The 12,470-nt window shown below is 68.1% G+C and carries 9 protein-coding genes and 2 pseudogenes; 5 read left to right on the top strand and 6 right to left on the bottom strand.

The annotated features are described in order from the left end of the window. Window positions 1–165 precede the first annotated feature (165 nt). Entirely contained in the window at window positions 166–1,608 is a 1,443-nt protein-coding gene (locus ACQPWU_RS00060; RefSeq protein ID WP_433436004.1) for a hypothetical protein, read from the bottom strand. Window positions 1,609–1,731: 123 nt separating this feature from the next. On the opposite strand from ACQPWU_RS00060, the gene ACQPWU_RS00065 reads away from it, so the two are divergent. Beyond that, window positions 1,732–3,069, top strand: coding sequence for an IS4 family transposase (locus ACQPWU_RS00065; RefSeq protein WP_433433055.1), 1,338 nt, complete (start codon window positions 1,732–1,734; stop codon window positions 3,067–3,069). Window positions 3,070–3,213: 144 nt separating this feature from the next. On the opposite strand, the gene ACQPWU_RS00070 is transcribed toward ACQPWU_RS00065, so the two are convergent. The 4 genes from ACQPWU_RS00070 to ACQPWU_RS00085 form a co-directional block, all read right to left on the bottom strand. After that, a complete protein-coding gene (locus ACQPWU_RS00070; protein ID WP_433432965.1) occupies window positions 3,214–4,473 on the bottom strand; it encodes an IS701 family transposase in 1,260 nt (419 codons plus the stop codon). 29 nt (window positions 4,474–4,502) lie between these two features. Continuing rightward, window positions 4,503–4,910 (bottom strand): hypothetical protein, encoded by a 408-nt coding sequence (locus tag ACQPWU_RS00075; protein ID WP_433436006.1) that lies wholly within the window; start codon window positions 4,908–4,910, stop codon window positions 4,503–4,505. Between the two features lie 129 nt (window positions 4,911–5,039). Continuing rightward, entirely contained in the window at window positions 5,040–5,525 is a 486-nt protein-coding gene (locus tag ACQPWU_RS00080; protein ID WP_433436008.1) for a hypothetical protein, read from the bottom strand. 160 nt (window positions 5,526–5,685) lie between these two features. After that, window positions 5,686–6,261, bottom strand: a complete 576-nt coding sequence (locus tag ACQPWU_RS00085) for a DUF4352 domain-containing protein (RefSeq protein WP_433436009.1) — start codon at window positions 6,259–6,261, stop codon at window positions 5,686–5,688. Window positions 6,262–7,039: 778 nt separating this feature from the next. Here ACQPWU_RS00085 and ACQPWU_RS00090 point away from each other — a divergent pair. Together ACQPWU_RS00090 and ACQPWU_RS00095 are read left to right on the top strand one after the other, a co-directional pair. Beyond that, window positions 7,040–7,402, top strand: coding sequence for a hypothetical protein (locus tag ACQPWU_RS00090; protein ID WP_433436010.1), 363 nt, complete (start codon window positions 7,040–7,042; stop codon window positions 7,400–7,402). A gap of 141 nt (window positions 7,403–7,543) precedes the next feature. Beyond that, window positions 7,544–8,523 (top strand): annotated as a pseudogene (locus ACQPWU_RS00095) (IS5 family transposase). Between the two features lie 317 nt (window positions 8,524–8,840). Here ACQPWU_RS00095 and ACQPWU_RS00100 read toward each other — a convergent pair. Then, on the bottom strand, window positions 8,841–9,509 hold the full coding sequence (locus ACQPWU_RS00100; protein ID WP_433445581.1) for a DNA alkylation repair protein: 669 nt from the start codon (window positions 9,507–9,509) through the stop codon (window positions 8,841–8,843). A 153-nt stretch (window positions 9,510–9,662) separates the two neighbouring features. On the opposite strand from ACQPWU_RS00100, the gene ACQPWU_RS00105 reads away from it, so the two are divergent. Beyond that, window positions 9,663–10,622 carry an NAD(P)H-dependent flavin oxidoreductase gene (locus ACQPWU_RS00105; RefSeq protein WP_433436012.1) on the top strand — a complete coding sequence of 320 codons (960 nt, stop codon included), beginning with the start codon at window positions 9,663–9,665 and terminating at the stop codon, window positions 10,620–10,622. Between the two features lie 297 nt (window positions 10,623–10,919). Further along, window positions 10,920–12,290 (top strand): annotated as a pseudogene (locus ACQPWU_RS00110) (ATP-binding protein); the annotation flags it as partial. Between the last annotated feature and the right edge of the window lie 180 nt (window positions 12,291–12,470).

The following is a 12,470-nucleotide window of genomic DNA, read 5'->3' on the forward strand; positions in this document are numbered from 1 at the left end:
TCTCCGTCGCAGGGTTAGTGCGGACGTTGCGTGATCGATCGCAGGGTAAGTCCAGACGTCAGTTGCAGCAACGCCACACCTCGGACGACCTTGGCCAGTGGCTGGCCAAGGTCGTCCGAGGTGATTGCGCAGCTCAGGGCGTATCGGTGGGACGAGGACGGCTGGTTAGGCGCTGTCAGGCCAGGGGAACCCGAGCTCCCCGGCGCGCTCACGGCTGCCGCCGCATATCCGTGCGTAGGACTTCGGGTCCTCTTCGGCCAGTCGGCGCAAGGCGGCGGCGGCCTGTGTCTCGGGCGGGGCGCCGTCGTCTGGGATGACCCAGCGGAACTGGAGGGGACTGTCGGCTCGTTCCGGTCTGCCAGACGCCAGCCCCGGCACGTACCAGAAGGTCACCACGGTAGTGTCCGGGTCGTCGAAGCCGCTGCTGATCCAGCCTGGGCTTGCATCCCACCGACTGAGTAGCTCCGGCTGCTCGATCAGCCCCGCCTTGATCAGGCGGGCCAGAGTGCGGGCCGGCCAGGACCAGGAGCGGTCAGCCTCCGCCCGGGCGATCTCCGCATCGTAGGCGGAGGCGTCGAACCGGTAGGCGGGCAGCTCGGGCGCGGGTTTGCGGGAGCCCGGCATGGTCTGCGGCCGCCGCCAGTTCTCCCACACCACCTGGTCCGCGTCTCGCCGGATGGTGACGTAGAGCGCGCCGCAGCACCCTTCAGTGCAGTAAGCCTCCGCGAGTTGCACCTCGCGAGGCTCCACTTCGGCCCGCAGCTGGTCGTCGTCCAGCAGGTACTCGGGGCTGTGGGCGGGACCACGGCCAAAGACTGCCGGGACCACCGGACGGCCATCGATGAGGACGCGGGTTTCGACGGGTTCCCGGTCCGCAGGGTCGCCAGCCACTACCTCGATGCGCAGCCTGCCGGGCGTGGCTGGGCGCTTGAACGGCTGTCGTCCGGTGCGGCGGATCCAGCCGGCTCGCAGCCGCTGGTCCGCCTCGCTTGCGGCGACGCCCGCCACCGCCCATCGGGACTCAGCCAGCAGTCGTCCGAGTGAGTCCAGCAGCGCCGCGCGCCGTCCGGGCGGCCAGTCCAGCAGCACGCCGGTGCCGCTGCTCAGGTCCAGGGCGAGCGATAGCAGCATGGCAGCGTTATCGAGGGTGGGTGGCAGCAGGCCGGCTCGCGTGACGACGCTGTCGTACACGCTGAGCGCGTCGCGGTAAGCGAGGAGGTCGGTCGGGTCGTCGCGCGAGCACCCCATCCGGACGAGGAGCCTGCCCGCGCGGGCGAGCAAGTCTGTGTCGGAGGGGTGTTGGTCGAGCAGGTCGGGCAGCTGGGAAGCCTCCGCGATCCGGCGGGCGACCGCGCTGCTGACGAAGCGGTGTGAGGCAGGAAACGCGACCAGCTCTGCGCGCACAGTCTGCCGGTTGCCTGTCCATAGGGCATGGATGAGTGACTGTAGTTCGTCGCGGCGGGCGTAGACCGCGAGCCACACGACGGCAGCGGATTGGCGATCAAGGATGTCGAGCGCGTTGACCGCTGGGCCGGTGAACTCCCGGAACAGGCCGAGAACGGAGAGATATGGGACGTCCTCCGGCTCGCCGAGGCGGACTAGCAGCAATGCCGCTTAGTTAACGTGGTGGCGGCCGTGTCAAGCTCGTGAAGACGACAACGGAGCTCCTGCTAGAACGGTGTCGACCAAGATCACTGTTCGGCGGGAGCTCCGTTGGATGTCCAGTCTGTCATGCGTCGTGATGTTGTGGTGGCCGCAGGCGCGTTCGCGCCCGGCCATCTGGGTGAACTGACCCGGCTCATTCCGTTCGAAATGGTCGATGAGGCGCTGACACGCACCGGCAGGACGCAGGTGCGGGTGCGGGATCTGCCCTCGCGGGTGGTGGTGTATCTGCTGCTGGCCGGATGCTTGTTCCCCGAGTTGGGGTGGCGGCAGGTCTGGCAGCGGCTGACAGCCGGGCTGACCGGACTGAAGCTCGCCGTCCCGACCGCGGCTGCGCTGGTGCAGGCCCGCCGACGGGTGGGTGTCGAACCGGTGCGGTGGCTGTGGGAGCTGCTGCGTGGCCCGGCCGCGGGGATCGCCACCACAGGCGTGTGGTGGCGGGGACTGCGCATCTGCGCGATCGACGGCACCACCATGGCGGCGCCCGACACTGCGGCCAATCTGAGCAGGTTCACCAAGCATCGCTGCAACAACGGCGGCTCGGGCTATCCGCAGATCCGGCTGCTGGTACTGGTCTCCTGCGGCACCCGCGCCCTGCTGGACGCGGTGTTCGGCACGACCGCGCACGGAGAGACCACGTATGCACCGCGTCTGTTACGCAGCCTGCACGCGGGCATGATCGTGCTGCTGGACCGCAGCTTCGCCGACCAGTCCCTGATAGCGGCGATCGTGGCAACCGGTGCCCAGACACTGGTCCGTATCAAGAACAGCCGCCGGCTGCCCGTGCTGCGCCGCCTGGCCGACGGCTCCTACCGGTCGATGCTGGGCACCGTCGCGGTCCGCGTCATCGACTGCGAGATCACCATCGCCACCGCCACCGGCCGCCGCACCAGCCTGTACCGGCTGGTCACCACCCTGACCGATCATCGCACCCACCCCGCCGCCGAACTGGTCACGCTCTACCACGAGCGGTGGGAGATCGAAACAGCCTTCCTGGAGATCAAATCCACCATCCTCGGCGGTCGAGTGTTGCGCGCCCGCACTCCCGACGGCATCGACCAGGAGATCTACGCCCTGCTACTCACCTACCAACTCCTGCGCCTGGCGATGGCCGACGCCACCGGCACCCAGCCCGAGATCGACCCTGACCGGGCCAGCTTCACGACCGCCCTGCACACCGCCCGCGACCTCGTCATCCAAGCCACGGGCATCATCGCCGACACCGTCATCGACCTCGTTGGCACCATCGGCCGCCACGTTCTAGCCGACCTCATGCCCGCCCGGCGCATCCGGACCCGGCCACGCGTCGTCAAACGTGCGATCTCCAAATACAACGCCAAGGGCACCGTCGACCGGACCAGCTACAAGGCCACCATCAGCATCGACATCCTCATCACAGACCCTTGACCCACAGCCCGAACCCTTAACTTTCTGGCATTGGGACTAGTAGTACTTTGTTAGTTCGTCATGGTGGTCGTTGATGACAGGTGGGGCATCGGCCGGCCCAGGTGGCTAACAGCACCTGGAGCATGTGCAAGATCTTGTAGAAGGTCAGGCCGCCCCAGTCGCTTTTGGGATGGACAGCCGGAGTTCGGTGAGGAACAGATGGGCGGCCGAAGCCAGGGTGACGTGCCGGTGCCAGCCGGTGAAGGAGCGGCCCTCGAAGTGGGTCAGGCCCAGGCCGGTCTTGAGCTCGCGGTAGTCGTGCTCGATCCGCCAGCGGATCTTCGCCAGGCGCACCAGTTCCCGCAGCCGGATGTCTGGCGGAAGGGTGGACAGCCAGTAATCGGTGGGCTCGGGCTCACCAGGTGGCCATTCGGCCAGAAGCCAGCATTCGGGCAGATGCCCGTCACTGTCTCGGGCGATGCCGCTGTTGGCGGGCCGCACCCGCAGCACGAGGAAGCGTGAGCGCATCGTAGCGGTCGGGTTGCCCTTGCTCTTCTTGGTGCCCTGCCGCCAGCTCACCCGGCGCAGACTGCTGCGTCCGGCGGCCAGGGCCAGCTCGCGCAGGCTGGAGGGCGCGCTGCGGTATTTGGCCACCGGACGGCGGCCGTTACCGGAGTAGGGCACCGTCTCGGGGACGACATCGGCGGGATACGCGCTGGTGGTGCCCTTGAGGGCGACCACGTACGGCAGGTCGCGCCCGGTCAGGCCGAGCCGGAGCGCGGTCACATCGCCGTATCCGGCATCGGCCACCACCAGCGGCGGCACCTGCCCCCAGGCGGCCAGCTCATCGAGCATGTCCAGCGCCTGCTGCCACTTGGGACGGTGCCGCTGATCGTCAGGGATGCCGCAGCGCCGCCGCCGCCCGGCGATCGCCGCGGCCTGGGCTGCATCCTCGGCCAGCGCGTCGTCCCATCGCTCAGGTAGGAACAACCGCCAGTTCAGCGCCGCCGAGCACGTATCGGTAACCGCGTGCACGCTGACCGCGATCTGGCAGTTGGTCACCTTTCCCGCGGTGCCGGTGTACTGCCGGGCCACCCCCGGCGAGGCATCGCCGTCCTTGAGGTGGCCAGTGTCGTCCAGCACCCACGCCTGCGGCGCCACCACGCTGACCGCGCGCTGTGCCAGACGCCTGCGCACCGCCGCATAGTCCCAGGTCGAGGAGGTGATGAACTGCTGCAGCCGCTGGTGATCCACCCCCAACCGCTCAGCCATCGGAACCATCGATTTGCGCCGCCCATCCAGCATCAGCCCACGCAGGTACAGCCCGCCGTTGGACCGCTGTTCCCGACGCGCGAAGGAAGTGAACACCTCACCCGCGAAGTCCTCAAGACGGCCTCGAACCTCAGCCAGCTCAGCCGGAGTCACACAAAAATCATCTCACACAAGATCCCGAACTAACAAAGTACTACTAGCAGGGCGAGACCTGTGGTGACGGCGGGCGCGGTCGTACCGGTCCGGATCAGCTTCCGTCCCAGGGTGCGGGCCACGTCCAACTGCTCGGCTGGCAGTGGCAGCCCAGCGACAGTTGACTGGATCAGATGCCTGTGACGGTCCTGAATGCCGAGTCGTTCGAAGCGGCGATGCAGGGTGGCGGGGTCGTCCGGGAGTGGGCTGAGTGCTTCCCGGATGGCACTCTTCGCCTCTTCCCGAGAGAGCGGATCCTCGCCCGTTGTGGGCTTCTGGGGTACGGAGTAGCCGCGCCGGGGCGGGACTCCATCGGGGGACTCGCGCAGCAGATGCAGGGCGTGGTCGTACAGAGCGGGCGGGGGAGTGAGCGCGTTGCGCTCTTCCTGGGCGCTCACCGGGTGAAGTGGGACTCGATTCCGTAGGTCATGTGCGCAGCTTGCCAGCCGGTTCGCGCCGTGTCGAAGGAATTAGTGAGGCTGCGGCAGGTTCCGACCTCTTCAACAAACCATTGTTAAATGAAGAGATCATCTTCTGGCCGGTGAAATGGCCTTCAGCTCGGACGGCCGGACGATCACCGCGTCGAACGACAACTCCGGCGTGGACAGCGGCCTGATCCAGCAGTGGGATATCACCACCCACCGTAAGATCGGCAAGCCCGGAGTGTTGGCACTACGATCTACTCGATCGCCTACAGCCCGGACGGCCGGGCCGTCGCGATCGGCGGCGACGGCGTCGCTCGCTTCCTCGACGCCTGCACCCGGCAGCCGACGGGCACCGTTCTGCGCGGCCACAGCACCTACATCGCCGACCTGGCCTACTCCGCCGACGGCAGCGAGATGATCGAGAACCGCCACTACGGATGCAACCTCCCGCAAGCACCAATGGCGGTCAGCCTGAGCCTGCTGAAGGTTCCCCGCGGCCCGCAGTGAGCCCTCCGGCCCCTTCCTCGTGAGGACGCTGTTGGCGAATTGATCAAAAACGAAGCGTCCCATGATCACCGATGTGATCATGGGACGCTCTTTGTTGTGTTCACCGCCCAGCTTCACGGTCGCCGCATCCAGTCCGTAGCTTCAATGACCCTGCTGCGCGAGATCGGCTGGTCTGGACTTCCGTCCTTGAGCTTGACGATTGCTTGAAGGACTGGAAGATCGCGGTCGTACCACATTTCGATCATGAAAGGCTCACCCTCACGCCCCCGGAGAAGATCGAGTCGTGCAGTTCGATCGTCTCCGGGTTCAGGTCCTTGGGGATGTCGAACAGCACCACGCCCTGGACGCTGTTACCCGGATTGATCTTCTCGTAGAGGCTCTTGGAGTCCTTCAAGTAGATGGCGGCGCCCGCGTCGGCCTCGTACTCCTTGCCGTCTGCGTGCAGCTTCTGCGCCGCGCTGGTGAACGCCTGGGCTTCGTTGCCGATGTTCTCCACCGTGACGTGCACGAGCAGGAACACGCCTTGGGCGTCCGTGCCAAGGAATTCGTCGCCGACCCGGGCTTGCTTATCCATCTTGGTGACGGTGAACTCGAACTTCCCGTCGCGCACCTTCGACCCGATACGGGCCTGCTCCGCCTTCTTGGCCGGCTCCTCGGCCGGTTCCTCAGTTGGCGCCTGCTCGGCCGGCTTCTCGGTTGGCGCTTGCTCGCTCTGGTTGTCGTCGACAGCCACCGTCGTGGACCTGCTACCGCCGCCGCTGCTGCTGCCGAGCGCGGCCACGATGGCGGCGCAACCGCCGAAGAGCACGAGCACCACGATGCCGATGACGATGAGGATGAGCGGCGCGCTGCTCTTCTTCCGGGGTGGCGGTGGGCCGGGCGCGTAGCCGTAGCCGTGCTGGGGTGGGTATGGCTGTGAGGGCGGCTGCTGCCGGTATGGGTCTTGCCCGTATGGCTGCGTCATCGGGGCCTCTCTGTTCGACGTTGAGCAGGTGAGGGTTGGGACGTTCCAGAGACGTCGGAGGTTGGCGATAAATACATGGTCGGCGTGTCCAAAAGCGGACATGGGAGTTGCGTTGCCCGGATGCGGGCGTCCGGTCGTGGGGAAGCGGCCGGGCGCCCGCGCGCAGCTCGACTGGTTGACCTCCAACCGAAGCCCTTCGCCCGTTGCGGCAGAGACCGTCTAACGTCATCGAACCTACGGCCCAGTTCCTGGCCCAAGTCAAGCACTGCTCCTGTCGTGCGCGCGGCTCCAAACCCTCTCCACGCCACCCCTGCTGCAGGCTCATCACCCAACCTGCGGACCTCGCAGCACACCCCGCCCCGGTTCGCCCGGCCGGGGCGATGAGCCGTGGGACGGCGCCCGCCCAGCCGCCCACCGTCCCACGGCCAGCAAGCTGAGGAACTCCAGGAAGATCGATGCCCGTGACCGCGACGTCCTACGTGTACGGCTGCCATCGCGCCCGAAGCCACGATCAAGCTGCTGGAGCAGGTGATCGTCCTGCTGCGGGAGCTTTCCGACGAGGATCGGCAAGCCCTCACTGATTTGATCAATGAGTATGCATGGGAGGAGGCCGACCCTGATCGGCATCTGCATGAAGCCTCTCTCGATCGTTGTCACCGTGGTCGCCGTGGCGTTCGTCGTCGCGATCGGCTGGATGCTCGGCCCCGGCGCGTCCTGGTGGCTGGGGCACGTCGACGGCATGACCGGCAAGGACCTAGCAGCGGCTGTCGACGCCGTCCGCGGCCGCGTCCTGGCGGTCGCCACCGGCCTGGCCGCACTGCTCGCGGTCTACTACACCGCCCGCAACGCCGAGACCGCCCGGCGCACCTTCCAGCTCGGCGAACGCGGTCACGACACCGACCGTTACGGCAAGGCTGCCCGAGCAACTCGGCCACGACGAGGCGCTTGTCCGGCTGGCCGGACTTTATGCGCTGGAGCAGCTCGCTCAGAATAACCCTGCGTTGCGATCAACTTCTTAGTTCAGAGAAGAGCTCCCAGCCTGCACTACCACGGCTGGCTCACCTAGGGGCTGTACGGAGTTGAGATCAGAGGGATCGCCTGCGGTACGGCCGTGGACCCTGGTAGGCCATCGGGCATGGCGCGTGGAGATCTCACCGACGAGGAATGGTCCTTGATCGAGCCTCACTTGCCGCTGGGTGAGCGGGGTCCGATCCCGGACCTGCGGCAGCAGTTCAACGCGGTGATGTGGCGGTTTCGTACCGGCAGCCCGTGGCGGGACCTGCCCGTCGAGTACGGGCCATGGTCCACCGCCTACGACCGGTTTCGCTCCTGGGCGCTCAACGGCGTATTCGAGCAGCTGATGCAGGCGATGATTGCCGAGGCCGCCGCCCGTGGGCAGGCCGACCTCGACCTGGTCAGCGTGGACTCCACGACGGCCCGCGCCCACCACCACGCCGCCGGAATGGCCCTGGACAGCGAGTTGGCCGCAGCGCTGCAAGAGGCCGCCGAACGGGAAAAGGGGCTACGCCAAAGGGGCAAAACCCCCGCGACGACGGCCTCCGCGAAGACGGGGACGGCCGACGGCGGATACGCCGCCGACACCGGTTCCGACTGAAGGCGGCCCAGCTGGGTCGCTCGCGGGGCGGATTGACCAGCAAGGTGCACCTGTCGGCCGACCGGCGATGCCGTCCGCTGTCCTTCGTCCTTACCCCCGGCCAGGCCGGAGACAGCCCGCAGTTTCGCGCGGTGCTGGAGCGCATCAAGATCCGCTTGCCGATCGGCCGTCCGCGTACCCGGCCGGGCGCAGTGGCCGCCGACAAGGCCTATTCCTCCCGCGGCAACCGCGTCTACCTGCGCCGGCGCCGGATCAAGGCGGTCATCCCGGAGAAGGCCGACCAGGCGGCCAACCGCAAGAAGCGCGGCTCCCGCGGCGGCCGACCGGTCGGTCATGATGCCGAGCTCTACAAGCAGCGCAACACGGTGGAACGGTGCGTCAATCGGATCAAGGAGTGGCGTGGGCTGGCCTTCCGGTTCGATAAGACGCCCGACAGCTATCTGGCTGGCCTGCACTTACGCGGAGCCGTCTTGTGGATCCGAAGCCTCCGACCGGTCTGAAGATCCGAACCTCGTACAGGCTCTAATACGGTGACCATGAACGATCACCGGGTGAGCGTTTCAAGCTGCGGCTGCAAGGGGGTCGCCCGCCCCAGCGGCTGACCTCCCTCGACTCGCTCAACCAAGATCGCGATTGAGGGTTCCGGGCCTGCCATGGCTGCATCCATGCTGGGCAGAGACATAGGTCGTGCCGCAAGCCTGATGCGGCGAGTCGGCGGTTCCTGGAAGTCCTGCGGGCTGAACCGGTGGCGGGAGCTGGAACCGAAGTCCTGCGGGAGGCCATCTGAGCAGGCTCGCTCTGTTGGCTGTGGATCCTGCTACTTATCGTGCTGTCGGCGCACCATCTCGGTGATCCAGATGGGCGCGAACGGAGACGTGCAGCCCGGGGAAGTCGGGTAGTCCTTGAGCACTTCCAGGCGCTCACCGATGTCGATTGCACGGGCGCGGTGCTCGGCGTGCTCGATCCCGATCTGAGCCAGACAGTGGTTCATCGCCCACTGCAGGCGATCCGGGGCGCCCTTCATCTCCGCCTCGATGACGTCGAGCAGTCCTGCGAGGGCGAGGCCCTCGGGCTTCTTCGTCACACGTTCGGTGGTCAGCGCCCAGCCGGCACTCGCGACCGCTGGATCCGGATCGGCGGACCAGGCCAGGCGCAGCTCTTCGGAGTGCGGGTTCTTCTTCACCACGTAGTTCACGAGCCAGTCGTGCACCTTGGGTGTGCGCGCCTCGCGCACCATGACGTCCAACTCGTCACGCTCGAACGCCTTCGGGCGGCAGATCAGGATCGCCAGCAGTCTCGCCGCGGTGTCATTCGTCTCCCAGAGCCGGCACGCGAGTTCCTGCTGCGTCTTCAGCCGCTTCGCGAGCGCGCGCAGCTTGCTGAGGTTCACACCGTGATCGTCACCGTGTTTCTCGTTCACCTCGCGTGTCTTCGGGTCCTCGAGCTCGGCCAGCTCGGCCAGCTCGGCCATCACCTCGGCCACCATCGACTCGGCCACCTCAGCCTCCTGTCCATCACGTGCGAGATTCAACCTACGACGAAGTCGGCAACCGGTCGCCGGCCGTGGCGGGTTCGGTCCGCGGAGATCAGTTGCCGCGTTGGTGATCCTGCCTGTCGGACGAGAGGGCATGATGCGGGCATGACGTTGTCGACGGAGTTCACGGAGATGCTCGGCGTGCGGCACCCGATCGCGCTGGCCCCGATGGGTGGATCGGCTGGTGGCGCGCTGGCCGCAGCCGTCTCCCGCGGTGGTGGGTTCGGGATTCTGGGCGGCGCGTACGGGGACCCGGAGTGGCTGGCACGTGAGGTGCCGATCGTCGCGGGCACCGATGGGCCGTGGGGTGTCGGATTCCTGACGTGGGGAATCGATCTCGCCGCTGTGGAGCTGGCGCTGAGCTACGGCCCCAGTGCCGTGATGCTGTCCTTCGGCGATCCGAGCCCATACGCGGAGCATGTCCGCCGGGCAGGGGCTCTGTTGATCCTCCAGGTCACCGATCTGGAGGAGGCCAAGCGGGCCGTGGACCTGGGCGCCGATGTGATCGTCGCTCAGGGAACCGAGAGCGGTGGGCACGGAGCGGCGCGCGGGCGATCCACCTTGCCGTTCGTGCCCGCGGTGGTGGATCTCGTAACTCCGGTGCCGGTGCTGGCAGCGGGCGGGATCGCCGATGGACGCGGTGTGGCGGCGGCTCTCGTGCTGGGCGCTGCCGGAGCGCTCATCGGCACCCGCTTCCAGGCCACCACCGAGGCCCTGGTCGATCCCTCGATCACCAAGGCGATCCTCGAGGGGCGGGGCCAGGACACCGAGCGGAGCACCGTGCTGGACATCGCACGAGGCTCCAGGTGGCCGTCGAAGTACCCCGCCCGCACCCTCGGCCACCCCTACCTCGACCGCTGGCGCGGCCGGGAGGCCGAGCTCGCCGCCGATCCCCAGATCCTTCAGGACTACCAGGACGACGTGGCACGCGGCGCGATCCCCCCGCTGCCGGTTTGGGCGGGCGAGGCCGTCGACCTCATCACCGACCTGCCCTCGGCGGAGGATCTCGTCACCGCGATGGCCACCCAGGCCGAGGACGCACTGACCCGAGCGGGACGCCGCTGACCCGCCAACCGTCAGCGCCGTTCCGGCTCGTTCGTCACGTGCCGCGGTGAAACTACCGAGCCAAGAGCGGTCACTCACAATCACACCGTAACTGTGCCGGAGATCGTGCGGCCGGGCATGGGGTGGCGCGCGTGGGCCTCGATCCGCTCGTCGAGATGCTCGCGGTCACGCTCCTCGCTGATGACTCGTCCGTAAGCTGTGGGTGTGTCCCCCGCACTGGTCCTGCTCGACGGCGTCCGCTGGCGGGGTGTGCGCGTGGTCGGCGATCGCGCGCACACCCTGCTGGCCGTGCTCGCCATGCACGGGCGTGCGGGGGTCAGTGACGAGCGCCTGGTCGAGGAGTTGTGGCCCGACGAGGCGCCGGCCAATCCGACGAAGGCGCTGCAGGTGGTCGTCTCGCGGACCAGGGCGGCGACCTGCGCCGACGTCGCGGTGCGGATACCGCGTGGTTACCGGCTCGGGCTGCCCGCTGGTCAGGTGGACGCGCTGCTGCTCGGCGCGCTGGTGGAGCAGGCACGGGCCGCACTGGGCGAGGACGACATGGTGCTCGCGCGTCGCCGCGCCGAAGAGGCCATGGGTCTCGTGGCCGGCGGCCTGGACGGCGCCACGGGCGCACTCGCTGAGCTGAGGGGCGTCGCAGCAGGGTGGGTGGCCGAGGCGCGACGGGTGGCGGCGATCGCACGGGGCCGGAGCGGCGCTCACGAGGGCGCGCTGCCGCTGCTGGAGGAGGCCGCGGCCGATCGGCCGCACGACGAGGAGCTGCTCGCCTGCCTGCTGCGCAGCGAGGCCGCCGTACGAGGTGCCGCCGCCGCTCTGGAGCGCTACGAACGGTATCGCGCGAGCCTGGTCGCGCGGCTCGGCACCGGACCAGGGCCTGAGCTCGCCCGCGTGTACGCCGAACTCCTCGTCGCGGATCGGCCGGTGCGTGAGGGCATCCTGTTCGACGGTTCCTCGCTGCTCGGCCGCGACGGCGACATCCGTGCGGTGCACGCCCTGTTGCAGACCAACCGGGTGGTCTCCATCATCGGCCCTGGCGGGCTGGGCAAGACGCGACTGGCTCATGTCGTCGGCAGGAACGCCGCGCAGCCCGTCGCTCACTTCGTCGAGCTCGTCGGCGTCTCCTTGCCGGAGGGCGTGGTGGGCGAGGTGGGCTCGGCGCTCGGAGTTCGGGACTCGGTCAGCGGGCGTCGTGCCCTTACCTCCGAGCAGCGCTCCGACGTTCGCGCCCGGATCGCCCAGCATCTCGACCAGGCTCCGGCGCTGTTGATCCTGGACAACTGCGAGCACGTGATCGAGGCCGTCGCCGACCTGGTGGCGTTCCTGACCGTGACGACCCGCGACCTGCGGGTGCTCATCACCTCGCGCGCCCCCTTGTCGATCCCTGCCGAACGCGTCTACCTGCTCGGCGAGCTGCCCACGGGCGACGCGGTGGAGTTGTTCCGCCAGCGCGCCACGGCCGCCCGCCCGGGTGTGCGGATCGACGAAGGAGCGGTCGAGGAGGTCGTCGCCCGCCTCGACGGGCTGCCGCTCGCGATCGAGCTGGCCGCGGCCAAGGTGCGGGTGATGTCAGTGGAGGAGATCGCGCGGCGCCTGGCGGACCGGTTCGCCCTCCTGCGCGGCGGGAACCGTACGGCCCCCGACCGGCACCAGACGCTGCTCGCGGTCATCGACTGGTCGTGGAATTTGCTGGACGAGCCAGAACGGCAGGCGTTGCGGTGGTTGTCGCTGTTCGGCGACGGTTTCACGCTGGCCGCGGCCGAGCACGTACTCGGCTCGGACGCCCTGCACGTCGTGGACGCGCTGACCGAGCAGTCGATGTTGAGCGTCCGCGAGACGACGTACGGCCTC

The organism is Nonomuraea sp. CA-141351 (assembly GCF_050944675.1).
GTDB lineage: Bacteria > Actinomycetota > Actinomycetes > Streptosporangiales > Streptosporangiaceae > Nonomuraea.